At 71.7% G+C, this 25,736-nt stretch carries 26 protein-coding genes; 11 read left to right on the plus strand and 15 right to left on the minus strand.

The annotated features are described in order from the left end of the window. Nucleotides 1–61 precede the first annotated feature (61 nt). Complete coding sequence (locus tag O7614_RS00770) at nucleotides 62–1,036, plus strand: NAD(P)H-quinone oxidoreductase (protein WP_278136585.1); 975 nt, start codon at nucleotides 62–64, stop codon at nucleotides 1,034–1,036. Here O7614_RS00770 and soxR read toward each other — a convergent pair. Continuing rightward, nucleotides 1,023–1,493 carry a redox-sensitive transcriptional activator SoxR gene (gene soxR / locus O7614_RS00775; protein ID WP_278136586.1) on the minus strand — a complete coding sequence of 157 codons (471 nt, stop codon included), beginning with the start codon at nucleotides 1,491–1,493 and terminating at the stop codon, nucleotides 1,023–1,025. The genes O7614_RS00770 and soxR overlap by 14 nt on opposite strands. Before the next feature lie 51 nt (nucleotides 1,494–1,544). Next, nucleotides 1,545–2,249: a glycosyltransferase family 2 protein gene (locus tag O7614_RS00780; protein WP_278136587.1), complete on the minus strand. Its 705-nt coding sequence runs from the start codon at nucleotides 2,247–2,249 to the stop codon at nucleotides 1,545–1,547. Between the two features lie 124 nt (nucleotides 2,250–2,373). On the opposite strand from O7614_RS00780, the gene O7614_RS00785 reads away from it, so the two are divergent. Both O7614_RS00785 and O7614_RS00790 read left to right on the plus strand, forming a co-directional pair. After that, a complete protein-coding gene (locus O7614_RS00785; RefSeq protein ID WP_278136588.1) occupies nucleotides 2,374–4,590 on the plus strand; it encodes a hypothetical protein in 2,217 nt (738 codons plus the stop codon). Nucleotides 4,591–4,732: 142 nt separating this feature from the next. Further along, complete coding sequence (locus O7614_RS00790; protein WP_278136589.1) at nucleotides 4,733–6,334, plus strand: ricin-type beta-trefoil lectin domain protein; 1,602 nt, start codon at nucleotides 4,733–4,735, stop codon at nucleotides 6,332–6,334. 52 nt (nucleotides 6,335–6,386) lie between these two features. On the opposite strand, the gene O7614_RS00795 is transcribed toward O7614_RS00790, so the two are convergent. The 6 genes from O7614_RS00795 to O7614_RS00820 form a co-directional block, all read right to left on the minus strand. After that, nucleotides 6,387–6,986, minus strand: coding sequence for a hypothetical protein (locus tag O7614_RS00795; protein ID WP_278136590.1), 600 nt, complete (start codon nucleotides 6,984–6,986; stop codon nucleotides 6,387–6,389). Nucleotides 6,987–7,043: 57 nt separating this feature from the next. Then, entirely contained in the window at nucleotides 7,044–8,510 is a 1,467-nt protein-coding gene (locus tag O7614_RS00800) for a HAMP domain-containing sensor histidine kinase (RefSeq protein ID WP_278136591.1), read from the minus strand. Next, nucleotides 8,503–9,195, minus strand: a complete 693-nt coding sequence (locus O7614_RS00805) for a response regulator transcription factor (protein ID WP_278136592.1) — start codon at nucleotides 9,193–9,195, stop codon at nucleotides 8,503–8,505. The genes O7614_RS00800 and O7614_RS00805 overlap by 8 nt, the downstream gene beginning before the upstream one ends. An 89-nt stretch (nucleotides 9,196–9,284) precedes the next feature. Then, nucleotides 9,285–9,791, minus strand: a complete 507-nt coding sequence (locus O7614_RS00810) for a hypothetical protein (RefSeq protein WP_278136594.1) — start codon at nucleotides 9,789–9,791, stop codon at nucleotides 9,285–9,287. Nucleotides 9,792–9,902: 111 nt separating this feature from the next. Continuing rightward, complete coding sequence (locus tag O7614_RS00815; protein ID WP_278136595.1) at nucleotides 9,903–10,916, minus strand: phosphotransferase; 1,014 nt, start codon at nucleotides 10,914–10,916, stop codon at nucleotides 9,903–9,905. Between the two features lie 53 nt (nucleotides 10,917–10,969). After that, a complete protein-coding gene (locus O7614_RS00820; RefSeq protein WP_278136596.1) occupies nucleotides 10,970–12,142 on the minus strand; it encodes an acetyl-CoA C-acyltransferase in 1,173 nt (390 codons plus the stop codon). Between the two features lie 197 nt (nucleotides 12,143–12,339). On the opposite strand from O7614_RS00820, the gene O7614_RS00825 reads away from it, so the two are divergent. Continuing rightward, on the plus strand, nucleotides 12,340–12,765 hold the full coding sequence (locus O7614_RS00825) for a PH domain-containing protein (RefSeq protein WP_278136597.1): 426 nt from the start codon (nucleotides 12,340–12,342) through the stop codon (nucleotides 12,763–12,765). Between the two features lie 69 nt (nucleotides 12,766–12,834). Here the strand turns inward: O7614_RS00825 and O7614_RS00830 are convergent, their stop codons facing one another. Both O7614_RS00830 and O7614_RS00835 read right to left on the minus strand, forming a co-directional pair. After that, a complete protein-coding gene (locus O7614_RS00830; protein ID WP_278136598.1) occupies nucleotides 12,835–13,746 on the minus strand; it encodes a rhomboid family intramembrane serine protease in 912 nt (303 codons plus the stop codon). A gap of 100 nt (nucleotides 13,747–13,846) precedes the next feature. Next, entirely contained in the window at nucleotides 13,847–14,377 is a 531-nt protein-coding gene (locus O7614_RS00835) for a peptidylprolyl isomerase (RefSeq protein ID WP_278136599.1), read from the minus strand. A gap of 84 nt (nucleotides 14,378–14,461) precedes the next feature. Between O7614_RS00835 and O7614_RS00840 the strand changes: the two genes are divergently transcribed. Continuing rightward, nucleotides 14,462–15,229, plus strand: coding sequence for a hypothetical protein (locus O7614_RS00840; protein WP_278136600.1), 768 nt, complete (start codon nucleotides 14,462–14,464; stop codon nucleotides 15,227–15,229). A 91-nt stretch (nucleotides 15,230–15,320) separates the two neighbouring features. On the opposite strand, the gene corA is transcribed toward O7614_RS00840, so the two are convergent. The 4 genes from corA to O7614_RS00860 form a co-directional block, all read right to left on the minus strand. Next, nucleotides 15,321–16,469 carry a magnesium/cobalt transporter CorA gene (corA, locus tag O7614_RS00845; RefSeq protein ID WP_278136601.1) on the minus strand — a complete coding sequence of 383 codons (1,149 nt, stop codon included), beginning with the start codon at nucleotides 16,467–16,469 and terminating at the stop codon, nucleotides 15,321–15,323. Between the two features lie 444 nt (nucleotides 16,470–16,913). Next, nucleotides 16,914–18,008, minus strand: a complete 1,095-nt coding sequence (locus O7614_RS00850) for a PLP-dependent aminotransferase family protein (protein WP_278136602.1) — start codon at nucleotides 18,006–18,008, stop codon at nucleotides 16,914–16,916. A gap of 106 nt (nucleotides 18,009–18,114) precedes the next feature. Then, entirely contained in the window at nucleotides 18,115–18,573 is a 459-nt protein-coding gene (locus O7614_RS00855) for an ester cyclase (protein WP_278136603.1), read from the minus strand. Nucleotides 18,574–18,676: 103 nt separating this feature from the next. Continuing rightward, entirely contained in the window at nucleotides 18,677–19,069 is a 393-nt protein-coding gene (locus O7614_RS00860; protein WP_278142096.1) for a CBS domain-containing protein, read from the minus strand. Nucleotides 19,070–19,178: 109 nt separating this feature from the next. Here O7614_RS00860 and O7614_RS00865 point away from each other — a divergent pair, with 109 nt between their 5' ends. From O7614_RS00865 to O7614_RS00885, 5 genes are all read left to right on the plus strand, one after another. Continuing rightward, nucleotides 19,179–19,631, plus strand: a complete 453-nt coding sequence (locus O7614_RS00865) for an NUDIX domain-containing protein (protein WP_278136604.1) — start codon at nucleotides 19,179–19,181, stop codon at nucleotides 19,629–19,631. Continuing rightward, nucleotides 19,628–20,395, plus strand: coding sequence for a hypothetical protein (locus tag O7614_RS00870; protein ID WP_278136605.1), 768 nt, complete (start codon nucleotides 19,628–19,630; stop codon nucleotides 20,393–20,395). The genes O7614_RS00865 and O7614_RS00870 overlap by 4 nt, the downstream gene beginning before the upstream one ends. A gap of 160 nt (nucleotides 20,396–20,555) precedes the next feature. Beyond that, a complete protein-coding gene (locus O7614_RS00875) occupies nucleotides 20,556–21,287 on the plus strand; it encodes a phosphocholine cytidylyltransferase family protein (RefSeq protein WP_278142097.1) in 732 nt (243 codons plus the stop codon). Next, entirely contained in the window at nucleotides 21,275–22,342 is a 1,068-nt protein-coding gene (locus O7614_RS00880; protein ID WP_278136606.1) for an iron-containing alcohol dehydrogenase family protein, read from the plus strand. The genes O7614_RS00875 and O7614_RS00880 overlap by 13 nt, the downstream gene beginning before the upstream one ends. Beyond that, nucleotides 22,317–23,039 carry a CDP-alcohol phosphatidyltransferase family protein gene (locus O7614_RS00885; protein WP_278136607.1) on the plus strand — a complete coding sequence of 241 codons (723 nt, stop codon included), beginning with the start codon at nucleotides 22,317–22,319 and terminating at the stop codon, nucleotides 23,037–23,039. Before O7614_RS00880 ends, O7614_RS00885 begins: the two co-directional genes overlap by 26 nt. A 489-nt stretch (nucleotides 23,040–23,528) precedes the next feature. On the opposite strand, the gene O7614_RS00890 is transcribed toward O7614_RS00885, so the two are convergent. Continuing rightward, nucleotides 23,529–24,797 (minus strand): glycosyltransferase, encoded by a 1,269-nt coding sequence (locus tag O7614_RS00890; protein ID WP_278136608.1) that lies wholly within the window; start codon nucleotides 24,795–24,797, stop codon nucleotides 23,529–23,531. A gap of 24 nt (nucleotides 24,798–24,821) precedes the next feature. On the opposite strand from O7614_RS00890, the gene O7614_RS00895 reads away from it, so the two are divergent. Then, on the plus strand, nucleotides 24,822–25,682 hold the full coding sequence (locus tag O7614_RS00895) for a DNA-formamidopyrimidine glycosylase family protein (RefSeq protein WP_278136609.1): 861 nt from the start codon (nucleotides 24,822–24,824) through the stop codon (nucleotides 25,680–25,682). Nucleotides 25,683–25,736: the final 54 nt, after the last annotated feature.

Raw genomic sequence — 25,736 nt, forward strand, 5'->3', positions numbered from 1 at the left:
GTCCACAATGGGCTGGAGGGTGCGCCTGCGGCATCGGGTGCGATCGGGTAAGACTGACTCCATGAAAGCGATCACCATCCCGCAACCCGGTGGACCCGAAGCGCTGGTCTGGGCCGAGGTGCCCGACCCGGAGCCGGGCCCGGACGAGGTGATCGTGGATGTGCGGGCCAGCGGGGTCAACCGCGCTGACCTGCTACAACGGCAGGGGCACTACCCGCCGCCGCCGGGCGCGCCCGCGTACCCCGGGTTGGAATGCTCTGGGGTGATCACCGTGGTCGGCGCGGAGGTTGCCGGATGGGCGGTCGGGCAGCAGGTCTGCGCGCTGCTGGCCGGCGGCGGGTACGCCGAGCGGGTGGCGGTGCCCGCCGGGCAGTTGCTGCCGGTGCCGGCCTGCGACCCGGTCGACGCCGGAGGGTTGCCCGAGGTGGCCTGCACGGTCTGGTCGAACCTGGTCCAGGTGGGGCGGCTCGGCGCGGGTGACACTCTGCTCGTGCACGGTGGCGGCAGTGGGATCGGCACCTTCGCGATCCAGCTCGGGGCCGCACTGGGCGCCACCGTGCTGACCACCGCCCGCGCGGAGAAGCACTCTCGGCTGCGTGAGCTGGGGGCGTCGCACACGATCGACTACCGGGAGCAGGACTTCGTGGAGGAGGTCCGGCAGGCCACCGACGGTCGCGGCGTCGACGTCGTCCTGGACATCATGGGCGCGTCCTACCTGGGGCGGAACGTCTCGGCGCTGGCCACCGGCGGACGGCTGGTGGTGATCGGCATGCAGGGTGGGCGCAGGGCCGAGTTGGATCTCGGTGCGTTGCTGACCAAGCGGGCGAGCGTCGCCGCGACGTCGCTGCGCTCCCGGCCCCTCGCCGAGAAGGCGGAGATCGTCCAGGGCGTACGGGACGAGGTGTGGCCGTTGATCGAGGCGGGCACGGTCCGACCGATCGTCGACCGGCGGCTGCCGATGACCGAGGCGGCGGAGGCGCACCGGCTCGTCGAGTCGAACGATCACTTCGGCAAGGTGCTGCTCACCCTGGGGTGACGTCGGGAGGGGCGTCCGCTGGTCGTGGCAGCATCAGGCGTGCGCCGGGCCCTTCGCCGGCCAGTGCGTCCCCCGGGTTGTAGAGCACGCAGCGTTGCAGGGAGAGGCACCCACAGCCGATGCAGCCGTCCAGGTTGTCGCGGAGCTCGGCCAGCAGCCTGATCTTCTCGTCCAACCGGCTCCGCCAGCTCGCGGAGAGCTGCGCCCAGTCCTGTGGGCTGGGGGTGCGGCCTTCGGGGAGCGAGTCGAGTGCCGCCCGGATCTCGTCGAGCGAGACGCCGACCTGCTGGGAGATCCGGATGAAGGCCACCCGCCGCAACTCGGCGCGGGCGTAGCGGCGCTGGTTGCCGCCGGTCCGGTCGGCGCGAATCAGCCCGAGTCGTTCGTAGTAGCGCAATGCCGAAGGAGCCACGCCGGAGCGAACGGACAACTCGCCAATCGTCAACGAATCCGGCATCACAGGTCCTCTAGTTGAAGTGCACTTCAACTAGAGATTAACGGGTGCCTGTCAGCGGGGCGCGGGGGCGGGGCGGCGGCGGGCGCGCTCGCGGCCGAGGATCCAGATCGCCTCGACCCCGTCCTTCCAGGTGATCTTCTTGCCCTCTTCCCGGCCACGCGCCCGGTAGCTGATCGGCACCTCGTACGGGCGGATCCGGCGGCGCAGCAGCTTGCCGGTCACCTCGGCCTCCATGCCGAAGCCGCGCGAGCGCACCTCCAGCGACCGGTAGAGCGCGACCGGCATCAGCTTGAAGCAGGTCTCCAGGTCACCGATGTACGAGTTGAACAGCACGTTGGCGGCCATCGTGACGCCCTTGTTGCCCATCACATACCAGAAGCTGTAGGCACTGTGGCTGCCGAACGTGCGATTGCCGTAGACCACCGTGGCCCGCCCGTCGAGCACCGGGTCGAGCAGCTTGGGGATGTCCTGCGGGTCGTACTCAAGGTCGGCGTCGAGGATGACCATGTAGTCACCCTCCGCGCTGTCGACCGCCGTCTTGATGGCGGCACCCTTGCCGGCGTTGCGCTGGTGGGTGATGACCCGCAGGCGTGCGTCGTCGGCGCGGCCGAGGACCTCGCCGGTGCCGTCCCGGCTGCCGTCGTCGACCACGACCAGCTCGATCTCGCAGGGATAGTCAACCGCCAACGCCTGCTTGAGGGCATCCGCGATGCGTTCTTCCTCGTTGTAGACCGGCATGAGGATCGAGAGCTTCACGGGAATCTCCACGGTGGCGACAACACGTCGGGCATAGCCTAGCCTGGCTGGTTAACCCGGCGCCCGCCGCCACCGTCGGGCAGTCGGCGTGGCGAGCGCAGGCGGATGGTGTTTACTTCCGGCCATGTCGGCTGCCGGCTCCCTGCTCGCGGCGGTTCCCGCCGCCTCGGTGCTCCTACTCACCGTCGCGCTGAGGTCGCGCGCGGTCGATGCGGTCGCACCACTGCGACTCGCCGTGGTGCGCTCCGCACTGCTGACCGGGGTGTACGCGGTACTCGTCGTCGAGCTTCTCGGCGCGGTGCACGCACTGACCCGGCCGGCCTTCCTCGGCGCCTGGCTGCTCTTCCTGGTCGCTGCTGCGACAGCCGTCGTCCTGCGGCGACGCTCGAACCGTCCCGTACCGCCTCCCGCCGCCACACCACGACCGGTGCCGGTCGGCGCGGTGGTGTCCGGCGGCAGCCCCGACCCGTCCGTCGAGCCCCCCGCGACCAGGACCGACGCCGCGCCGACACAGACCCCACGGGCGCCCTCCGGCCGACTCGCCGTGGCGGTCGACGCCTGGCGTACGGCTGGGCGGGGCGAGCGGCTGCTCGTCGGCACGATCGCCGGGCTGGTCCTGGTGGAGCTGCTGGTCGCGCTGCTGGCCGAGCCGAACAACTTCGACTCGCAGACGTACCACCTGCCGAAGGTGGAGCACTGGGTGGCCCAGGGCGACCTGGACTTCTGGCCCACCGCCATCCACCGGCAGGTGACCATCCCGCCCGGAGCCGAGTACCTGCTGCTGCACCTTCGCCTCCTCACCGGCGGGGACCAACTGCACAACCTGGTGCAGTGGGCGGCCGGAGTGGTCTGCCTGCTGGTGGCCGCACGGGTCACCGCGCAGCTCGGCGGCGGCCGGAGGGCTCAACTATTCACGGCGTTCGTGCTGGCGACCACGCCGATGGTGGTGCTCCAGGCGACCAGTACGCAGACCGACCTGGTCTGCGCGGCGTGGGTGACCTGTGCGGCGACCCTGGTGCTGGACGGGCTGCGGCGGCGTACCGGCTGGGGCACGCTGCTCGGGCTGGGGGCGGCCACCGGCCTGACCGCGGTGACCAAGACCAGCGGCCTGATCGCGGTCGGCCCGCTGCTGGTGCTCTGGGGATTGGCGCAGCTCCGACTCGCCCTGGCCGGGAACGCGGCGACCTCCAGCCTCGCCGCGGGCACGGCGACGCCCGGCCCGGCCGCGAGCACGGCGAGCAGCGCGGTTCGGCGACCCCGGCCGGTCGGTGGGGTGGCCCGCACGGTCACCGGTTCGGTACTGATCCTGCTCGTCGCGGCCGTGGTGGTCGGCCCGTTCCTGGCCCGGGTGACGGCCGAGTTCGGGCACCCGCTGGGGCCACCCCGGCTGCGCGAGTCGATCCCGATGGAACGGCACGACCCGCAGTCGATCCTGATCAACGCCCTACGGATCGGGCACACCGCGTTCGACACGCCGTTGGCGCCACTGCGCCGAGCCGGGGCCGAGGTGATCATCGAGGGCGCGGACGTGATCGGCGTCGACCCGCAGGATCGCGCGATCACCTTCGGGCGGGAGATCTTCCCGGAGCCGGCCTGGTACCCCGACGAGGACCGGGTGGCCTTCCCGCTGACCGGGGCGCTGGCGCTGATCGGTGCTGTCGTCGCGGTCGCCCGTCCACGCCGGATCGACAGCGAACAGGCCGGGCCGCTGCGCGCGTACGCGGTGGTGGTGCTGGCCGCCGTCCTGCTGCACACCTCGATGATCAAGTGGCAGCCGTGGGGCAACCGGCTGATCCTCTACGCGGTGGTGCTGGCGGTGCCGCTGGCCGGACTCTGGGTCGACGCGCTCCTGCGCCGCCGCCGCGCGAACCCGGTACGCCGGTCGGTGGCCACCCTCGCGGCGGTCGCCGTGCTGGCCACCTCAGCGCTGGCCGGAGTGCTCGCGCTGTCGTACGGCTTCCCGCGCCGGCTGGTCGGCTCCGGTTCGGTGTTCACCACCTCGGACTGGGACACCCGGTTCCTGCGCCGTCCGCAGTGGGCCGACGAGTTCCGCTGGGCGGCGACGGAGGTCCGCGCCAGCGGCGCCCGGCGGATCGGCCTGGTGCAGCAGAACGACAACTGGGAGTACCCGTGGTGGCTGCTGCTCCGGCAGCCGGACGGGAGTTCGCCGGAGCTGGTGGCACTGCAGTCGGTGCTGCCGGAACGACCGCCGGCCGACCCCTCCTCGGTCGACGCGATCGTCTGCACCGGCAGCCAGCCGGCCTGCACCAAGCTGGTCCCAGCCGGCTGGCGGTTCGCGTTCCGCGGCTACGTCGGCTACGCCCTGCCGCCGGGGCACTGAACGGGGATGTCCGGATCGTCCGATCCGGGCGGTTCGGCAGCCGGCGCGCAAGGATCCGAGGCACATTCACATCTATTGATCCGCACGTTACCGTCTGGTAACTCAGTCGACGTCCCGCGACTGAGCCGAAAGGAGTGCGTCGATGCCTGCTATCCCCGCCAGGCGCGAACGCGTGACCCGACGACGGGCCATCACCGTCGCCGTCGCCGTCGCCGCTCTCGTCCTACCGATGCTCGCCGGACCGGCCACCCCCGCCAGCGCCGCCGACCGCCCGACCGTCCAACCACTCCCCGCCAACCTCGAGGCAATCCGGGCCGCCGAGGCCACCGCCCTCTACGGCAGCCCGGCGATCCGCCCGATCGACCAACGCCGCACCGCACTGGTCACCATGGGCGACAGCGAGATCTCCGGCGAAGGGGTCGGCAACTACGTCCCCGGCACCCACCAGGACGGCAACTGGTGTGACCGCTCGTACGACCAGGCGGTGTTCCGCACCGGCATCACATCGGACGCGCAATACAACATCGCCTGCTCCGGTGCCACCCCGTGGAACCTCATCGCCGGCGGCCCGACCCAGCACAACGAACTGAACCAGGGCGACTACCTGGGCATCAAGGCGCGCAACACGCACGTGAAGCTGATCTGGGTGGTGGTCGGCGCCAACGGTGACGGCACCATCCAGTTCGGGCCGGTCGCCACCGACTGCGCCGTCCGCCGGGTCTTCTTCCAGGGGCCCTGCTACCCCACCTACACCGACCAGTGGACGATCCGCACCGACGGCAGCCGGCAGGCCGTGGAGTCGGCGCTCACCGACATCCGGCAGACCATGACGAAGGCCGGATACCTGCGATCGGACTACGAGCTGGTGCTGATGTCGTACCCGAGCCCGGGCAGCCCCGACGTGGAGGACAACCCGAACTTCCCAGGCTGGTACTCCGGTGGCTGTCTGCTCTACCTCGCCGACGCGGCATTCGCCCGGAACAAGGCGGTGCCGCTGTTCGAGTCGGCGCTGCGCTCGGCCGCCGCGAACACCGGCACCCGTTACCTGGACGCCAGCCGGCTCTTCCACGGGCACGAGGTGTGCACCGACAACACCTCGGTACGCGGCCTCTACATCGAGGTCGGCATCTGGAACGAGAACGCCGCCCGCCAGTCGTTCCACCCCAACGCCCGTGGGCACGGCATGTTCGCCCAGTGCATCACCCAGTTCTGGAACTCCGGTCAGGACCGGGCCAGTTGCGTCGACCCGGCCAGCACCGGCAGCGGTGTGCTCTACCCGGGCCTGTTGGACTTCAGGCAACTGCGCAACCTGGCCACCGGCACCTGCGTCGACGGCAAGGGGTACGACTCCCGCAACGGCACCGTGCAGCAGCCGTACTCCTGTCACGGTGGTCGTAACCAGGGTTTCTGGTACGACTCGACCCGGCGGTCGCTGCACTCGGAGCTGTCCCACGATCGCTGCCTGGACGTCTCCAACAGCTCGATGACCCCCGGTACTGCGGTGAACATCTACGACTGCAACGGCACCGGGGCCCAACAGTTCGTCTTCTCCGGCAACCAGATCAAGCCGGCCGCCGCGAGCAACCTCTGCGTGGCGTTCGACAACCCGTTGCTGGGCAGCTCCCGCCTTCGGTTGGCGAACTGCGGAAGCAGCACCCGGCAGCAGTGGTCGTTCGAGGCCCGTACCGCCGCCAGCCCGGTCGGCTACGGTCACGACGACTTCATCGGGTCGCGCGTGTACTGATGAAAGGAAGGGCCCCTTTCTAACGCTCCGCGTTAGAAAGGGGCCCTTCCTTTCACTTGGCGCGGGGGATGAGCACGAGGCGTGCCACGCCCTTGTCGCCGTCCTTCGCGCCGGCGACCCCGAGCGTCGCGCCGACCTTCACCTCGCTGGGCTGCACGGTGGCGCGCCGCTCGACGACCCGCAGGTCCTCGGCGAAGGTCCAGGTCATGGTGAAGCCGTCGGTGGACTTGACGGTCATCGACGAACCGTCGACAGCGGTCACCTCACCGCGCTGCACGGCCACGGTCTGCGTATCGCCGTCCTTGGTCTTCACCACCGCCTCGCCGTGCAGGGTGTTCTTCCGCAGCAGCACCCGCGCCTGCCGGCGCTTGCGCCACTCCTCGCCGCGCTTCTCCCGGGCCTTCTCCTGGGCCGTCGGGGAGGCGCCGGGCGTCGGGGTGGCCGGCGCGGCGACGGTCTGCACGTCCAGCTCGTCGGCGTCGAAGCCCATCGCGGTCAGCGCCTGACCCTCCACGCCCATCGCGGCGGCGACCTCGACGGCCGCCTCCCGGGCGGGCTGGCTGGCCACCTCGGCGGCCCCACAGCCGCCGGCACCCAACGCGAGCGCCGCGAGCAGTGCCGTGGCACCGGTGGCGAATCCCCAACGTGACATGACGTTCCCTCTCGTCCGATGGAGCCCTCAGCCTGCCCGGGAACGGCGAGCGGAGCGTCAGGACGATGTTCGGGTCAGGTAAGGATCACCGGGCAGCCGGACCGTGAAGGCGGCGCCGCCCTCCGGCGCGTGCCCGGCGGCGATCTCCCCGCCCAGCCGGCGGACCAGGCCGGCGGCCAACGCCAACCCCAACCCGCTGCCCACCTTGCGCACCCCCCGGTACCGCTCGTGCAGCGCCCCGCGTTCGAACGCCACCGCCAGGTCGTCGTCGGTGAAGCCGGGCCCGCCGTCGCGGACCTCCAGCACACCGCCGGCGGCCGGGCCCGCGCCCGCCGGCCGGACCGCGAGCACCACCGGCGACCCCGGGGGTACGACCCGCAGCGCGTTCTCCAGCAACCCGTCCAGTACCTGCCGGATCCGGCCCGGATCGGTGTACGCGGGCACCGGTCGATCGGGCGTCTCCAACCGGAACGGCACCCCCACCGCCGCACACCGGCCGGACCAGGTCGGCTCCGCGTCCACGGCCAACCGGGTCAGGTCCACCGGCACCGGTTCGAGGGGAAAGTCGGCCGCCTCCAGCCGGGCCAGCGCCAGCAGATCCCCGATCAGCCGGTCCAGGTGTTGGGCCTCGACCAGCATGGTCCGACCGGTGTCGACGGTGTCGTCCGCGCCGAGCACCCCGTCGGCGAGCGCCTCGGCGTACCCCCGGATCGCGGTCAGCGGGGTGCGCAGCTCGTGCGAGACGGACAGCAGGAACTCCCGCTGTCGCCCCTCGCTGGTGGCCAGCGCGCCGGCCAGACCGTTCAACGCCTCGGCCAGGTCGGCGACCTCGTCCGGTGGCTCGACCGGCACCCGGATGGCCCGGTCCCCGGCGCGCAGCCGCGCGGCGGCGGTGGCCGCGACGCGGATCGGTCGGGCCAGCCGGCGGGCCAGCAGCAGACCGGCCACCACACCGGCGGCCAGCCCGGCCAGGAGTGGCAACCAGAGGCCGCGTAGCACCTGCGCCCACAGCCCGTCGGCCGAGGGACGGGACAGCACCACGCCGTTGCCGTTGGGCAGCGCCCGGCCCTCGACCATGGCGCGTTTCCCGTTGACGACGCGCCGGACCGACACGTTGCGGCCCTGCTCGATCCGCTGCACCACCCGGGGTGGCAGGCCTGGGCGGTCGACCATCCCGCGTCGGATCAGGTACGCGTCGATGCCCTGGTTGCGCAGTTGCTGGATGAGCCGCTCCTCGTCGGTGCTGCGCCCCCGGTCCAGGCGGGTCCGCAGCACCTCGGCGGCGAGCCGGGCCTGGGCGGAGAGCGCGTCCTGGTCTCGCTGCTCGGCTCCGCGGATCGCCAACGGCACCGCCACGATCGCGGTGACCAGCACCGACACCAGCGCCACCGCGCACGTGACGAGCACCGCCCGGGCGGTCAGCGTACGGCCGAAGCGGACCCGCCGAGGTGCGGTGGGCGGGTGGGCGCCGACCACCGGCAGGGCCATGGTCGGCGACTCCACGCGCCCGGAATGGTCAGGCATCGACCGCGTACCCGACGCCGCGGTGGGTGCGGATCACGCTGGCCGGGCCGAGCTTCGCCCGGACCTGGGCGACGTGCACGTCGACGGTGCGGGTGCCGGCGTGCGCGGCGTACCCCCAGACCCCGGCCAGCAGCTCCTCCCGGGTGAAGACCCGACCCGGCCGGGCCATCAGGTGGGCCAGCAGGTCGAACTCGGTGGAGGTGAGTTGGACCGGCGCGCCCGCCACGCTGACCGTTCGGCGGGCCGGGTCGAGCGTCACCGGACCGACGACGCGCGGCCGCTCCGCGCCCTCCGGGCCACCGGCGGAACGGCGCAGCACCGCCCGCACCCGGGCGACCAACTCCCGTGGGCTGAACGGCTTGGTCACGTAGTCGTCGGCACCCAACTCCAGGCCGACGATCCGATCCACCTCGTCGTCGCGGGCGGTGAGGAAGATGACAGGTGTCCAGTCACCAGCCTCGCGCAGCTGACGACAGATCTCGGTGCCGGGCAGGCCCGGCAACGCGATGTCCAGCACGCAGGCCACCGGGCGTAGCCGGCGGGCGGCGCTCAGGCCGGCCGCACCGTCCCGTTCGAGGTGGACGCCGAACCCGTCCCGGGTGAGATAGAGCCGGACCAGGTCGGCGATGGCCGGCTCGTCCTCGACCACGAGGACGAGCCCGCAGTGCGGCGGTTCGACGGTCACCGGACCATGATTCCCGACTGCGAGGGTCGGCGCGATCGGGGCGTGTTCGGGTTCGGTAAAGGCGGGACGACACCCGGTGCGGGGTCAGCTCACCAGGACGGAGCGAACACGTCGGGCCGTGCCACAGCCGGTGCGTCACCGATGCTGGCGACGACCCGCGCGCCGGGTGGCCGCAGGCGGGTCCGGAACGCCTGGTTGAGCAACGCGTCGAGCTGCCACACCTGCTTCGGGTGGCTGGTCCGGATCAGGAACCGTTCGCGGATCCCGTCGATCGCGGTGGCCGCCATCTCGACGGACTGCAGCCGTGGGTCCGGGCTCCAGGTCACGTTGCTCAGCTCCCGCAACTCGGTGTTGAGGTGCAGGCGCAGTCGGTGCAGGAGTCGGGTCTGTTGGGTCACCACCAGGCGACGGTGGGTGAGCAGCAGCAGGTAGTCGCCGGTGACCGGACGGTCGGGGCGGCTGCAACGGGTGACCAGGATGGTGGCGTCACCGGAGCCGACGCAGCGCCGGAAGACCGGCATGTGCCGGCTCACGGTCTGCACGGCCAGGCCAGCCTCGGCGGCGGCCGGAAGGAACGTTCGGGAGAAGACGTCCATGACCTGCCCAACGACGTCCCCGACGGGGTGACGTGGGTCACGCAGGATTTTTGGAAGTTCCACGCCACGGGTCGCACTGGCTGTCCGACTTCCGACTCGGACGGATCATGGTCAGGAGTCGGGCTGGAGCGGATCGGCAGCGAACAACTCCGCCAGCCAGCCGGGCACCGCGTCGGCGTACTCGGCACGCGACTCGTCCGGCGTGTCCAGAGCCCGCTGCCAGGAGAGCGACCGACTCACCGGACCCAGGTCGATCGCGAGGTCGGCGGCCTCGACGAGGGTACGGCGGTCGTACCGGTCGGTCCACGCCTCCAGGTACGCGTCGCGCAACCGAGCCAGCTGGCTGTCGTCGGCTACCGGATTCTTGGCGTACCGGATGGCACGCAGGGTCACCAGCAGCGTGCCGAACGGGTGCGCCACCGACGCGTCGCCCCAGTCGAAGTAGCGGTATCCGTCCGGGCCCGCGAAGACGTTGCCGTCGTGCAGGTCGTCGTGTTGCACGGTGGCCGGAATCCCGATGTCGGCGAGCCGGCGGCACCGCTCGGCGTACGACGGCAGCTCCGCCCGCAGCCGCTCGTACATGTCCTGGCTGAGCCCACCCTCGGCACCGATCAACAGCGACCCGTGATCGTCGAGCAGTTCGACCAGCAGCCCGGGCAGCACGTCCGGGCGGTGGTCCGGCACGCCCAGGGTGACCAGTTCGTCGGCGCGCGGCGCGGTGGCGAGTTGCAGCGCGGCGTACCCGGGCAGCGCCCGCTCCCAGTACGAGAGGTCGGGGTCGCGGCCCAGCACGTCGCGCAACGACTCACCACCGTCGGGCAGCAACGACCAGCCCTGCTCCCGGTCCACCGCGATCGGGGTCAGCACCCGTTCGGGCGTCAGCTCGGCGAGCGTCGCGACCAGGACAGCCTCGTGCACCGTGCCCGGATTGTTGGCCTTGAACCACACCGGTCCGTCGTCGGTGGGCACCCGCCAGACCAGCGACCACGGACGCACCCGAGGCTCCACCAACCCGGTCACCCGTCGACCGGCGCGGCTCAGTTGCGCGTCCACCCAGGACCGGGCCCGCACCTGCCACTGCTCGCTGGACCAGTCGGGGGCGCGCTCACCGGCGATCGTCGTCACGCTGGGAACCTTAGGTCGCCTCCCGGACGGGGGCGAGACGTTTTCCCAACCGGTCAGATCAGCTCGACGATCGTGGCGTTGGCCATGCCGCCGCCCTCGCACATCGTCTGCAGGCCGTAGCGGATCCCGTTGTCCCGCATGTGCTGGAGCATGGTGGTCATGATCCGGGCACCGGAGCCGCCGAGCGGGTGGCCGAGGGCGATCGCCCCACCACGGGGGTTCAGCCGCTCCGGGTCCGCCTCGGTCTCCGCCAACCACGCCAACGGCACCGGGGCGAACGCCTCGTTCACCTCGTACACGCCGATCTCCTCGATGCCCAGCCCCGCGCGGCGCAGCGCCTTGGCGGTGGCCGGGATGGGGGCGGTGAGCATGGTTACCGGGTCGTCGGCGGCGACCACGGCGGTGTGGATCCGGGCCAGGGGCCGCAGGCCGTGCCGGCTGGCCCAGTCGGAGGTGGTCACCGCGAGGGCCGCGGCGCCGTCGGAGATCTGGGACGCGGACCCGGCGGTCACCACGCCGTCGGCTCGGAACGGGGTGGCGAGGTCGCCGAGTTTGTCCAACGTCGTGTCCCGGCGGATGCCCTCGTCGGCGGCGAACTTGCCACCGTCACCGAGCGGCACCGGGGTCAACTCCGGGTCGAACGCTCCGGCGTCCTGCGCGGCGGCCGCCTTCTCGTGGCTGGCCAGCGCGAACTCGTCGAGCTGGGCACGCGACAGGCGCCACCGCTGTGCGATCAGCTCGGCCCCGACGCCCTGGTTGAACGGCAGCGGCGCGTCGTCGGCGAAGCCCTCGACACCCCGGTACCGGTCCCGGAGCTGGTCGCTGAACGGCATGCCGCCGGCCACACTGGAGCCCATCGGCACCCGGGTCATCGACTCCACCCCACCGGCGACCACCAGGTCCGCCTGGCCGGAGAGCACCGTCGCGGCCGCGAAGTGCAGCGCCTGCTGGCTGGACCCGCACTGCCGGTCCACTGTCGTGCCGGGCACCGTCTCGGGCCAGCCGGCGGCGAGCACGCCGTTGCGGGCGATGTTCCACGACTGCTCCCCGACCTGGGACACGCAGCCCCAGAAGACGTCGTCGACCTGCGTCGGGTCGAGCCCGGTGCGCTCGGCGAGGGCACGCAGCACGTGCGCCGAGAGATCGACCGGGTGGACGCCGGCGAGGCTGCCCTTACGCCGCCCGACCGGGGTACGTACCGCGCCGACGATGACCGCGTCACTCATGTTTACTCCCCGGTAACTTGGGCTGCCCCGATCCTACGTCGTCCATCGACCGGCCGTCCGCCCCAGACCCTCCGGTGCCGATCATGGAGTCGTGGTGGGCAGAAGTTCCCACTTCGCACCATATATGGGGCACCACAACTCCATGATCGACGTGAGCGGGGGGCGGTGATCCGGCGGACCGCTGGCATGCTGGGCGGGTGGATGACATCACCGGACCCCGGCAGTGGCGGGTGCCGTCGAGTCTGCCTGCGGCGAAGCTGGCCGGCGCGGTCCTGCTGGTCGCGCTCGGGCTGCTCTTCGCCGACGGCGACCCGGTGCGGTTGGTGCTGGCCGTCCTGGCCGCCGCCGCGCTGGCCGGTTGGGCGGTACGCGACGTGATCGCGCCGGTCCGGTTGGCGGTGGATCCGGCCGGACTCACCGTCATCCGCGGGTTCGCTGGTCGCCGGCTGCTGCCCTGGTCGGAGATCGAGGCGATCACCGTGGACCGGCGACCGCGACTGGGACTCACGTCCGAGGTGTTGGAGATCGACACGGGCGAGTCACTGCACCTCTTCGGCCGATTCGACCTGGGCACCGCCCCAGAAGAGGTGGCCACCGAGCTGCGCGCCACCCGCCGCTCCTGACACCCGAGAGATCTTGGAAGGAAACCGCCCCTCCGGGGGCACCTTCCCTCCAAGATCTCCATTGAGCGGTCAGCCGAGCAGCTGTGCCGTGCGGACGAGGACCAGGCCGACCAGGACCAGCAGGATGATCGCGCCGCCGACGACCTGCACCAGCGTGCGCCGACCACGCGGCGCGTACGCGAGCACCAACGCCATCAGCGCGCCGACCACCAGACCGCCCAGGTGCCCGGGGATGGAGATCCCCGGCACGGTCAACGTGAACACCAGATTGATCACCAGGATCGGGATCACCTGGGAGATGTCCCGGCCCATCTTCCGCTCGATGATGATCAGCGCGGCGAAGAGGCCGAAGACGGCGGTGGACGCCCCGGCGGTGGCCGAGTTCTGGGCGCTGAACAGGTACGCGGCCACGTTTCCACCGAGGCCGCCGACCAGGTAGAGCGCACCGAAGCGCAGCGGGCCGAGGTTTGCCTCCAGCGACCGGCCGAGAACCCACAGCGCCCACATGTTGAGCAGCAGGTGGATCACGCCGTAGTGCAGGAACATCGCGGTGACCAGGCGGTACCACTGACCGTCCGCGATCCCACCGAGCGTGCCGTCGGGGAAGACCGCCAGCCCGAGCACCGACCCCCAGTTGGTCAGCGGGGTGCTGCCGCCCATCAGGCCGCCGAAGCCGGAACCGCCCACCGCCGCGTCCCCACCCCGGTCGGAGGCGATGGAGAGCAGCATGAGCAGCACGTTCACGGCGATCAGCGCCTTGGTGACATAGCCGTGCCGGCCGGCCGCACCGCCACCGAAGGCGGTACGCGCCGGCCGGACACTGCGACGCCCCTCGTTGACGCACTCCGGGCACTGGTGCCCGACCGACGCATCCCGCATGCACTCCGGGCAGATCGGCCGGTCGCAGCGGGTGCACCGGACGTAGGTCTCCCGACCGGGGTGCCGGTAGCAGACCGGTGTGGTCGGCGGTGACTCGCTCACCGGGCCGACCCGCCGTCCACCGCCGCGCGAACCACCGGCGCCGGCCGGTGCGGTGCTCCGGAGCGCTCAATCATGCGAGCAAAGGTACCTCGCCGGTCGGTCAGGCAGCAGACCGCTCGATCTCGACCCGCTCGATGACGACGTCCTGCAGCGGACGGTCGCTCGGGCCGGTCGGGGTGTTCGCGATCGAGTCGACGACCTTCACCGACTGCTCGTCGGCGACCTGCCCGAAGATGGTGTGCCGGTTGTTCAGGTGCGGCGTCGGGGACACGGTGATGAAGAACTGCGAACCGTTGGTGCCCGGTCCGGCGTTCGCCATCGCCAGCAGGTACGGACGGTCGAACCGCAGCTCCGGGTGGAACTCGTCGGCGAACTTGTAGCCCGGCCCGCCCCGGCCGGTGCCGGTCGGGTCTCCCATCTGAACCATGAAACCGCTGATCACCCGGTGCGAGATGGTGCCGTCGTAGTACGGACCACTGCCCGGCTGACCGGTGCGCGGGTCGGTGTACTCACGGTTGCCCTCGGCCAGGTCGACGAAGTTGCGGACGGTCTTCGGCGCGTGGTTGGGGAAGAGCTCCAGCCGGATCGGGCCAGCGTTGGTGTGCAGGGTGGCGTAGACAGCCTCGGCCACGGGTACTCCTCACTCGTTGGTCAGTTCCATGCGGATCCTCCCATGTGCCCGATCTGGCATCGCGGAGGCATCCGAAGGTGGAGGATGACGAAGGAACAACTCCCAGGAGGTAGGACCGTGTTTGGAATCGGGCGGCGGCAGTCCCAGGGGCAGCAGGCCTTGGCCGAGCTGAACCAGAGCATCAGCCACCTGATGCTGGCAGCCAACCACGCCGCGAAGGGTGCCGGCGCGACCGTCGGCCCGCGGGTCCAGGTGGCCCGGGGCTACGTCGGGCCGACCGCGGCGAAGGTACGCGACCGCGCGTCGACCGGTTGGGGGACGACTCTCACCACGCTGGCACCGCTGGCGGCGGCGGCCCGTGACGGCGCCGCGCAGGCAGGGCCGATGACCAGGAAGGCCAAGTCGAAGACCATGCGGATCACCGGTAAGAAGAAGCAGCCGCGCCGTCGCGGCTCGATGATGACCGGCCTGTTGGCGGCGGGTGCCATCGCCGGCCTGGCCGGGGCGGTCGCGCTGCGTCGCCGTCGGGAGCAGCAGGAGTGGGCCGAGTACGACCCGACCCGCAGCACCCTGGAGCCGATGCGCGACGACGTCGACTCGATCGAGGTGCGCACGCCGTCCGCCACCAAGGGGAGCGACGGGTCCGCCATGACCGGCGCGGCGGGGATGACCGGCGCGGGCAGCTCGGCGGTCGCCGGCGGCACCACCGGCACGGCCAAGCAGACCGGCGGCCGCCCGACCGACAAGGTCCCGTCCGTCGCCGAGGGTGCCACGGACGTCTCCGGTCGGCCGACCGACGACCTCACCAAGGCCCTGGGCAAGGACACCGCCCGCACCAACGGGCGTCGCTGACCCCAGCGATCACGCGTCGAGCGCCGGCGAGGCGGGGGCAACCCGCTCGCCGGCGTTTGCGCGTACCGGCGCGGCGCGCTCCCGCTGCGGGTCAGAGCCAGCCGTTGCGGCGGAACCAGCGGTAGAGAGCCAGCGACACGCCGAGCATCAGGGCCAGGGCCACCGGATAGCCGTACGTCATCTTCAGCTCGGGCATGTTGTCGAAGTTCATCCCCTCGACCCCGGCGATGGAGGTCCAGACGGCGGCGATGGCCGCCCATGCGGCGATCTTGCGCATGTCGTTGTTCTGGTCGACGGTGACCTGCGCCAATCGCGCCTGGAGGATCGAGTTCAGCAGGTCGTCGTAGGAGTTCACCTGCTCCACGGTGCGGCTCAGGTGGTCCTGCACGTCCCGGAAGTAGCGCCGGATCTCCTTCGGCACGTCCCGGTTGACCTGCGAGGTCAACGTCATCAGCGGCCGCTGCAACGGCACCACCGCCCGCTTGAACTCCACCAGCTCCCGCTTCATCTGGTAGATCCGCTGGATCCGCCCGTGGCCGTGCCGGTCGAAGACCTCGGCCTCCAGCACGTCCAGGTCGTCCTCGATCTGCTCGGCCACCTCCAGGTAGAGGTCCACCACCCGGTCGGTCACCCCGTACGCCACCGCCCAGGGGCCGTGCAGCAGCAGATCCTGCTTGGTCTCCAGGTCGGCTCGAATCGGGGCGAGCCGGCAGGCGTCCCCGTGCCGGACGCTGATCACGAAGTTCGGGCCGATGAAGAGCATCACCTGACCGGTCTCCACCACCTCGGAGTTCTCGGTCAGCTCGGTGTGCTCGCAGTACCTGGCGGTTCGCAGCACCAGGAAGACGACGTCGCCGAACCGCTCCAGCTTGGGGCGCTGCTCGGCCTTGACGGCGTCCTCGACGGCGAGCTCGTGCAGGCCGTAGGTCTCCGCGATGGCGGTCATCTCGGCCAACTCCGGCTGGTGCAGACCGATCCAGACGAACCCGTGCTCCTCGCGGCGGGCCGCGGTCAGCGCCTCCGCGTACGTCCAGTCGCCGGGTTGCCGCTTGCCGTCGACGTAGAGCGCACAGTCGACCACCGAACTGCGGCCGGGGTCGGCGGGGATCGACACCGGCGGCGAGCCTTCGGTGTGCAGGATCCGCGTCATCGCCCGCACCGGGGAGGGCCACGCCCGGGGACGCAACACCCGACCGGTGGTCGACGGTGCCGTCCGGTCCCGCTCTGTCCGATCCGTCATCGCGTCACCTCCCGCGCTCGGCTGCGGCTTGCAGGCTACGCCGACTGCGGTCGAGTGAGCGTGTGACGGCGGTCGCGTGGGCCTCGGGGTGGTGCCGGGCGGGCCGGGCCGCATCGGGGGGTGTGCGGGGACGACACGGCCCACCCGGCACCCGTGGGGGCGGGAGGTTGTGCTGCCGCGTCACCCGGGTCGCGGCCAGCCCGGGGGAGGGTCGGGCGGTGATCTCCGCGACGTAACACGAATGACGCTCGCAGCATTGTGGGCCGCCGGCCGCCCGGACGGGAGTCCCGGGACGGCCGGCATCGTCGTTCTGTCAGGAAGCCGACAGTTGGGCTCGGCTGCGCACGGCCCCTGCCTCAGCTGCGGACAGCCCCTGCCTCAGCCGCGCACGGCCCCTGCCTCAGCCGTGCACGGCCCCTGCCTCAGCCGTGCACGGCCCCTGCCTCAGCCGCGCACGGCCTCGACGGCGTCCGCGAGGCGACGGACACCCTCGTCGATCCGATCGGCGGTCACCGCCGAGAAGGCCAGTCGAAGGGCGTGCCGCCCACCGTCCAGCACGAAGTCGCTGCCCTTGACCACGGCGACCCCACGCTCGGCGGCGGCCGGGGCCAACCGGTCGACAAGCACGTCCTCCGGGAACTCCACCCAGAGGAAGTAGCCGCCGTCGGGCTCCACGAACCGCGCCTGCGGCAGGTGCCGGCGCAACGACTCGGCGAGCACCTCGGCCCGCTCGCCCAACGCCGCCCGTACCGTCTCGATCGAGCGGTCGATGTCGCCGGAGACGCAGAACTGGTGCACGATCGCCTGCGACACCATCCCCGGGGAGATGTAGAGGCTTGTCGCGTTCTTGGCGATGTCGGCGATGAGGTCCGCCGGGCCGACCAGATATCCGACCCGGACACCCGGGCAGACCGTCTTGGTGAAGCTCGACGCGTGCACCACCACGTTGCGGGTGTCCAGCGAGAGCATCGACGGCAGCGCCTCGCCACGGAAGCGGATGTCCGCGTACGGGTCGTCCTCGAAGATGGTGAACTCGTACTCGGCGGCCAGGTCGAGCAGCTCCCGACGCTTCTCCAGGGAGAGCGTCATGCCGGCCGGGTTCTGGTAGTTCGGGATCACGTGCGCGAGCCGGGGCCGGACCCCGGACTCCAGCAACTTGCGCAGCTCGGCGGTGTCGAGGCCGTCCGGCTGGACGGAGATGCCGTGCAGCTCACTGCCCATCCGCTGGAGGTTGAGCAGCGTCCGGTCGTACGTCGGGCGTTCCACCACCACCGCGTCGCCGGGGCGGACGAGGTGGTCGAAGAGGAACGCGTCGGCCTGGAGCGACCCGTTGGTGACCAACACCTGGTTGGCCTCGACCCCGTGCTTCTCGGCGATCCACTTTCGCAGCGGAAGGTAACCGACGGAGGTGCCGTACGCCGTCACCCCCGCAGGGTCGGCGTCGAAGGCGCGGACGGCGGCGGCCTTGAGCCCCTCGACATCGACGATGTCCAGCGAGGGAGCCCCACGGGCAAAGGAGATCAACTGCTCGGCGGTCATGGATGTTGAGCGTACGGGCGGCGGCGGGGGGCGCGCGGACGGCACGGCGATGTCCGCATCCTGAGCCACCGGGACGGGTGACCCGGCTCCTCCGGTCGGCGACAACTCAGACCGGAAGGGCGAGCGCGTCGTGGTGCGCCGCCCGGGAAAGCCCGTCAAACTGCACGCCGACCGCGTCGAGGAGCTGACTCCAGTCGAAGTAGGAACGCCAGGCGGTGATCCGGCCCTTGCGGGCCCGGACCACGTCGGCCACTTCCCAGCTCACCGTCCGACCGGTCGGCGCTACGGTGCCGTACGGCGAGTGCAGCGTGCCGGTGTGGGTGCCGGTCAGGCGCAGCTCGACCGCGGCGCCGCCGCCGGTGCGGACCGCGCCCAGCGCGTCGACCCGCAGGTCCGGGAAGGCGCCCGTCCAGGTGCGCAGGAGTGCGGGCAGCTCGATCGGTCGGACCGTCACGCCCGGCATGGCGTAGAACGCCTCCGGGGCGTAGAGATCCGGCAGGCGGGCCACATCCCGACGCAGGAGCATGGCGTACTGCTGCTCGACCAGGCGCTCCGCGTCACGCATCGGGCCCTCCCCTGCGGGCGACGGCCCCTCCGCGCCCGCACGGGATGCTTACCCATCGATCCGGCAGGGCAACCCTCACCCGGTCAGGTCGTGTCTCACCCGGTCAGGTCGTGGCGGCCGCCTGGCTCTCCGCCCACACCCGCATGATGTCCCGGACCGAGATCACCCCGGCCACCTCCCGACCGTCCAGCACCACCAGGTGCCGGAAGCCGCCCCGGGCCATCGCCGCGGCCGCCTCGGCCACCGTCCACTCCGGCCCGGCGTAGACCACGTCCCAGGTCAGGTGGGCACCTGTGCGTTCCACGTCACAGTCCAGGCCCGCCCCGACGGCCTTCAACACATCGCGTTCGGTCATGATCCCGACCCCCTCGGAGTCCGGGTCGATCACGACCGCCGACCCGACGCCGCGGGCCGACATCATCCGGGCCGCCTGTCGGAGCGTGTGCTCCGGACCGACGACGAGGATCTGGCTGGACATTGCATCCCGTACCTGCATCACGCATCACTCCCTTGGGACGGTGGCATCCGGTAGGGACATGGTCGTCGGTGGATGTTTCCGGGACAAGGCCGCGCCTTGGCACAACACGAACGCTCGCTACTGTCGGATGGTGTCCACCGAGCCCCTGCGCTGCGCCGGCGCGCTGATCGTCGACCACGACGGCCGCATCTTCTTCCAGCGACGCTCACCCCACCGACGCCTCTTCCCCAACTGTTGGGACATCGTCGGCGGCCACGTGGAACCCGGCGAGGACATCGACGCGGCGCTTCGCCGGGAGATCACCGAGGAGACCGGCTGGTTCCTCTCGCACGTCCTGGACCAGGTGGGCGAATACACCTACGTGGGCGACGACGGCCTCACCCGGATCGAGTACGACTTCCTGGTCCGCGTCGACGGCGACCTCGACCACCCGAGGCTGGAGCCCGGCAAGCACACCGAGTACCGCTGGCTCGCCGAGCACGAGGTGACCATGCTGGACGAGCACCGCGACGTCAACGACGGGCTGATCCGACGCATCGCCGACGAGGGCTTCGCCGCCCTCCGGTCGATCGGTCGGTGAACAGCGTCGAGCTGGCCCCACACCGGCTCGCCGGGCTGCTCGCCCCGGCCGTGGACCGGGTCTTCCGGGCCGGCATGCTGGCCGGTCGCGACGGTGGCGGCGCGGTGCTGGCGCAGCGGTACGGCGGAGTGGCCGCGACCGGATTCCTGGTCGACCTGCGCACCCGGCTGGCCGCACCCGGTGGCAGCGTCGACGGCCCGAGCTTCGCGGCGGTCACCCGGTACCAGGACCCGGTCTCCTGCCGCCGGGCACTGGACAAACAGGTGGCGTACGGGATGCTCCACCGCAGCGCGGACGGCACGCTCTCCGCCAGCGAGCGCGGGGCGGCCTTCCTGAACGAGCTGTACCAGGTGCACGCCGACGTCACCGAGGAACTGTGGGCCGGGCAGGACGAGCGGGTGACCCGGATGGTGACGGCGCTCGGGCGGCTGCTGTCGTACGCCCTGGTGCTGGCCGACGAGGAGGGAGACCAGGCGGGTTCCGCCTTCACCGCGATGGCGCCCCCGTACGAGCCGGACGGCACCCCGTCGGGCGTGCTGCTGCTCAACCGGCTCGGCACGCTGCGCTACCACCGGGCCGACGCGCACGCCGCCGCCTGGGCCGCCGCCGGGCACACCGCAACCAGCGTCGCCGCACTGCCGGCCGGTCCGGAGCGGACGGCCATCGAGCTGGAGACCGACCGACGGGCGGCCGGCCCGTACGCCGCCCTCGGCGCGGAGGAGCGACTCACCCTGCTGGCCGACCTGGCGGCGTTACCCGGCTGACCCTGCCCGCCGGCCCGGGCCTGCCCGCCGGCCCAGTCGCCGGCTGACCCTGCCCGCCGGCCCGGCCGCGTCACCCGGCTGCCCGGTTGACCAGAGCTGGCCGACCGGCCGGCGCTATCCTCCACCGATGACGGGCAGCAGGACGAGGGAGGATGTCGCGATGATCGGAATGGTGCTCGCGGCCGGAGCTGGACGCCGGCTGCGTCCGTACACCGACACCCTGCCCAAGGCATTGGTGCCGGTGGACGGCGAGACCACGATCCTGGACATCGCACTGGGCAACCTCGCCGAGGTCGGGCTCACCGACATCGTGATCGTGGTCGGCTACGCGGCGGACGCGGTCCGCGAGCGGCAGGCCGACCTGGAGAAGAAGTACGGGGTCACGATCACCCTGGTGCACAACGACAAGGCCGAGGAGTGGAACAACGCGTACTCGCTCTGGCTGGCCCGGGAGTACTTCGCACGCGGCGTTCTGCTGGTCAACGGGGACACTGTGCACCCGGTGAGCGTGGAGAAGACCCTGCTCGCCGAGCGCGGTCCGGGCATCCTGCTCGCGGTGGACACCCTCAAGCCGCTGGCCGAGGAGGAGATGAAGACCACCTTCGACGCCGCCGGCCAGCTCACCCGGATCACCAAGATCATGGACCCGGGCGAGGCGTACGGGGAGTACATCGGCGCCACGCTGATCGAGCCGCAGGTCGCCGACGCCCTCGCCGACGCGCTGGAGGCGACCTGGCGACGGGACCCGAACCTCTACTACGAGGACGGCTACCAGGAGTTCTCCGACCGGGGCGGGGAGGTGCGGGCCGCGCCGATCGGTGACGTCCCGTGGGTCGAGGTCGACAACCACGCCGACCTGGCCCGCGCGCGGGAGATCGCGTGCCGCTACTAGCACGGAGCATCCTCACGCCGCTGCACATCGACGTGCGGCGTGGGGCGGTCGCCGACCTGGCCGCGATCCTCGCCGACGGGCGGATCTCCTCGGGCGGTGACGTCGCGGTGGTGGTCGGCCCCGGCCAGGGTGCCCAGATCGCGGAGCTGATCCGACCGTCCCTGCGGACCGCTGACGTGTTCACCGTCGCCGGGGGCACGCTGGACGCCGCCGACGATCTCGGTGGCAAGCTCCGCGCCCGGTCGTACGACGCGGTCGTGGGCATCGGCGGCGGCAAGACCATCGACGTCGCCAAGTACGCGGCCACCCGCCGAGGGCTGCCGATGGTGTCGGTGGCGACCAGCCTCGCCAACGACGGAATCGGCTCCCCGGTGGCCAGCCTGATCACCGACGGAATCAAGGGCTCCTACGGCGTGCACATCCCGATCGCGGTGATCGTCGACCTGGATTTCGTGGAGAGCGGCCCGGACCGGCACAACCGGGCCGGCATCGGTGACGTGATCAGCAACATCAGCGCGCTGGCCGACTGGGAGCTGTCCCGCCAGGTACGCGGCGAGCCGGTCGACGGACTGGCCGCCTCGCTCTCGCGAGCGGGCGCCGAGGCGGTGCTCAACCACCCGGGCGACATGGCCGACGACGCGTTCGTCACCGTGCTGGCCGAGGCGTTGATCTCCAGCGGTCTGGCCATGGCCGTCGACGGCACCAGCCGCCCGTGCAGCGGCGGCTGCCACGAGATCATGCACGCGGTCGACTCGCTCTTCCCCGGCACCGCCTCACACGGCGAACTGGCCGGGCTGGGCGCGCTGTTCTGCACCTGGCTACGCGGGGATCTGCGCCGCTTCGGGGAGATGGCTGCCTGCCTCGCCCGGCACGGTCTGCCCCGGCTCCCCGCCGAGGTGGCGCTCACCGACGACCAGTTCGTCGAGGCGGTGCAGTTCGCACCGCGTACCCGGCCGGACCGGTACACCATCCTCGAACACCTGGCACTGTCGCCTACCGAGACGCGGGAGCGGCTGGCAGACTACGCCGGTGCAATCCGCGACCAGCTTGGCTGACCCCCGTCCCACCGTCGCCGACTTCCACCGGGTGAACCGGGGCGGCGGCCTGTTCAGCGAGTCCATCAGCCAGTGGCTCGGTGCCGTCTTCGCCCTGGTCGCCCAGCGGCTCGGGCTGCGCCCGACAGCGCTGACCCTCGCCAACCTGGTGCTCGGGCTGGCCACGTCGATCACGGTGGTGGCGCTCGCCGGCCCGGTCGCCGCCGGTGACGTACCGGCCTGGGTGGTCGGCCTGCTCGCCCTGGTCGGCTGGCAGGTGGCGTACTCCCTGGACTGCGCCGACGGGCAACTCGCCCGGGTGACCGACCAGCGCAGCGCGGCGGGCGCCCGGATCGACATCCTCTGCGACGTGGCCGCGCAGATCGCCCTGGTGGCCGCACTGGCCGCCACCGCGGTGGCGCAGGAGCCGTCCACCCCGACCTGGCTGGTGGCGACCTTCGCCGGCACCTGGATGGTCAACCTGGTCACGTCGGTGATGCAGTCCGGCCCGAACGCGGCCAGCATGGTCACCTCGACCTCCCTGCCGGTCCGCCTGGTGAAGCTGGTCCGCGACTACGGCGCGGTGATCTTCGTGGCCGCCCTGGTGCTGGCCGTGGCACCCGCTCTGGTCCTCTGGGTGATGGTCGCGTTCACCATCGTCAACGGCGGCTTCCTGCTGGCGAGCATCGCCTTCTCGGCCCGCGCCTCCCTGCGCTGACCCGCCGCGCGCGCCACGCCCCGCGCGCGCCACGCCCCGCGCGCGCCACGCCCCGCGCGCGCCACGCCCCGCGCGCGCCACGCCCCGCGCCGCGCCGCGCCGGCAAGATCCGCACAACATCCCCGAAGTTGCTGCCTCCAACGCCTGGGAGACCCCAACTTCCCTGATGTCGTGTTGATCTTGCCGGGTAGGTCGCTGCGTCATCCGCTCTGCCGTCCTACAAGGCGACCCCCAGGCCCAAGGTCGCGCTTGATCCAGGAAGTAGGGGCATCCCCACCCTGCCGCGAGACCACTAGATCCTGGATCGAGCGCGATGTTGACCAGATTCGGCCGCGCGGCGCGATCGGCCGCACGGCGCAAGGCAACGCCGCGCTGGGCACGGCGCGAGGCAACGCCACGCTGCGGCACGGCGCAAGGCAACGCCACGCTGCGGCACGGCGCAAGGCAACGCCGCGCTGGGGCACGGCGCGAGGCAGCGCCGGGACGGGGTCAGGTGCGGGTGGGTGTGCGGGTCATGCCCGCGTAGATGTCGATGAGCTGCTTGGTGACCACGTCGGGGTGGAAGGTGCGCTCGTACCGGGCCCGGGCGGCCGTGGCCAGCCCGGACGCGCCGGCCCGGGCCACCGGCAGGGCGGCGGCGAGCGCGGCCGGCTCCGGGGCGACCACCCAGCCGGCGTCGCCGAGGCCGATCCCGGCCGGCATGGCCGGCCCGCCGCCTCCCGCGACGGCGGAGGCGTTCTCGGCCGGGCCGGTGCCGGCGGGCTCGTGCGGGGCGTCGGCGCCGAGCAGGTACGGAATTCCCCCGAGCGCCGTGCCGAGCACCGGCCGACCGCTGGCCAACGCCTCGATGATCACGGTTGGCAGCACGTCGTGCCACATGGAGGCGGCGATCACCACCGCGCTCGCCTCGACCGCGGCGCGCACCCCGGCACGGTCGAGCTGACCGAGGTAGACCACGTCGGGTCGCTCGGCGGCGGCGGACTCCACCAGCGGGCGCAGCTCGCCGTCCCCGGCGATACGCAGCGTGCCCAGCGCGCCCACCGGGTGCCGCCGCCAGGCGTCCAGCAGCAGGTCGACGCCCTTCTCCGGGCTGAGCCGGGCCATGTAGAGGAACCCGTCACCCAGCGGCGTCGGTTGACCCGGGTCGGGCACCGAGTTCGGCTTCACCACGATGCGTTCGTCCGGAATGCCGTAGTCGCGGAGGTGGTCGGCGATCGCCGAGGTGAGCGCGACGTACCGGTCCACCGAACGCCAGGTGCCCCGGTGCACCGCCAGGGTGGTCGCCATCAGGGCACTCTGGGCCGCCGAATCGCGGTAGCAGCGGTGCCTGATCGCCGGCACCCCCAGCGCCCGACCCTTGCAGTCCTGGCAGATCACCCCGTCGCGGAAGTAGATCCCCGAGGAGCAGACCTGCCGGTAGTTGTGCACCGTCTGCACGACCGGCACGCCGTGGCGGTGCGCGGTCCGCACCACCCACGGCGACAGCAGGGGGTACGGGTTGTGCAGGTGCAGAACGTCCGGTCGGTGCTCGGTGAGCAGTCGGCTGAGGTCGTGCTGGGCGCGCGGTGCCCAGATCGGCGAGATCGGCAGCAGCGCCTTCGCCGCCTTCGACATCGACGGGATCTCGTCCGAGCTGCGGATGAACGGCAGCACCTCGACGCCGGCGGCGGTGAGCTGGGCGATCTCCGAGTCGACGATGGTGTTCTCGCCGGAGGGTTGGGCTTCCCGGTACCGGTTGTGTGCCACCACGATTCTCACGGGAAAGAAGGCTACCGTTGGCTGGTGCCCGAACTACCGGAGGTTGAGGCGCTCGCGGGTTACCTGCGGCAGCGCGCCGTGGGGCGGCGTGTCGAACGGCTGGAGATCGCCGCTATCAGCGCCCTGAAGACGTACGAACCGGCACCGACCGCCGTCGCCGGTCGGGCGGTGGTCGATGCCAGCCGGCACGGCAAGTTCCTCGACGTGCTCTTCGACGGTGACCTGCACCTCGTGGTGCACCTGGCCCGGGCGGGTTGGCTGCACTACCGGGAGGCGTTCCCGACCACCACTCCGCTGCGTCCCGGCAAGGGCCCGATCGCGGTGCGGGTACGCCTGGACGACGGCTCCGGCTTCGACCTGACCGAGGCCGGCACCCAGAAGAAGCTGGCCGCGTACCTGGTCACCGACGTGTCGACGGTGCCCGGGGTGGCCAAGTTGGGCCCGGACGCGCTCGCCGCGGACCTACCCACGTTCGCCGAGCGGCTGCGTAGCCGGCGGGGGCAGGTCAAGGGGGTGCTGACCGACCAGTCGGTGCTGTCCGGGGTGGGCAACGCCTACTCCGACGAGATCCTGCACGCCGCGAAGCTGTCCCCGTTCGCGATCACCGACCGGCTCACCGACGCCCAGGTCGCCACCCTGCACGCGGCCACCCGGCAGGTGCTCGGAGACGCGGTCGAGCGGTCCCTGGGCCAGCGGGCGGCGGAGTTGAAGGGCGAGAAGCGCTCCGGGCTGAAGGTGCACGCCCGCACCGGGCTGCCCTGCCCGGTGTGCGGGGACACCGTGCGGGAGGTGTCGTTCGCCGATTCGAGCCTGCAGTACTGCCCGACCTGTCAGACCGGCGGCAAACCTCTCGCTGACCGACGGTTGTCCCGTCTCGTACGGTGAGTAATTCCACTCGGCGACTACGGAGCGGAATCGGCCTTCCTGAGCGGAAGCTCC

This window comes from Micromonospora sp. WMMD961 (genome assembly GCF_029626145.1).
Taxonomy (GTDB): domain Bacteria; phylum Actinomycetota; class Actinomycetes; order Mycobacteriales; family Micromonosporaceae; genus Micromonospora.

Coding starts and splice junctions, on each gene's coding strand:
- O7614_RS00770 (WP_278136585.1), top strand. CDS start 62: ATGAAAGCGATCACCATCCCGCAACCCGGTGGACCCGAAGCGCTGGTC.
- soxR (WP_278136586.1), bottom strand. CDS start 1,493: ATGCCGGATTCGTTGACGATTGGCGAGTTGTCCGTTCGCTCCGGCGTG.
- O7614_RS00785 (WP_278136588.1), top strand. CDS start 2,374: ATGTCGGCTGCCGGCTCCCTGCTCGCGGCGGTTCCCGCCGCCTCGGTG.
- O7614_RS00790 (WP_278136589.1), top strand. CDS start 4,733: ATGCCTGCTATCCCCGCCAGGCGCGAACGCGTGACCCGACGACGGGCC.
- O7614_RS00795 (WP_278136590.1), bottom strand. CDS start 6,986: ATGTCACGTTGGGGATTCGCCACCGGTGCCACGGCACTGCTCGCGGCG.
- O7614_RS00800 (WP_278136591.1), bottom strand. CDS start 8,510: ATGCCTGACCATTCCGGGCGCGTGGAGTCGCCGACCATGGCCCTGCCG.
- O7614_RS00810 (WP_278136594.1), bottom strand. CDS start 9,791: ATGGACGTCTTCTCCCGAACGTTCCTTCCGGCCGCCGCCGAGGCTGGC.
- O7614_RS00820 (WP_278136596.1), bottom strand. CDS start 12,142: ATGAGTGACGCGGTCATCGTCGGCGCGGTACGTACCCCGGTCGGGCGG.
- O7614_RS00840 (WP_278136600.1), top strand. CDS start 14,462: ATGACGAAGGAACAACTCCCAGGAGGTAGGACCGTGTTTGGAATCGGG.
- corA (WP_278136601.1), bottom strand. CDS start 16,469: ATGACGGATCGGACAGAGCGGGACCGGACGGCACCGTCGACCACCGGT.
- O7614_RS00850 (WP_278136602.1), bottom strand. CDS start 18,008: ATGACCGCCGAGCAGTTGATCTCCTTTGCCCGTGGGGCTCCCTCGCTG.
- O7614_RS00855 (WP_278136603.1), bottom strand. CDS start 18,573: ATGCGTGACGCGGAGCGCCTGGTCGAGCAGCAGTACGCCATGCTCCTG.
- O7614_RS00860 (WP_278142096.1), bottom strand. CDS start 19,069: ATGCAGGTACGGGATGCAATGTCCAGCCAGATCCTCGTCGTCGGTCCG.
- O7614_RS00865 (WP_278136604.1), top strand. CDS start 19,179: ATGGTGTCCACCGAGCCCCTGCGCTGCGCCGGCGCGCTGATCGTCGAC.
- O7614_RS00875 (WP_278142097.1), top strand. CDS start 20,556: ATGATCGGAATGGTGCTCGCGGCCGGAGCTGGACGCCGGCTGCGTCCG.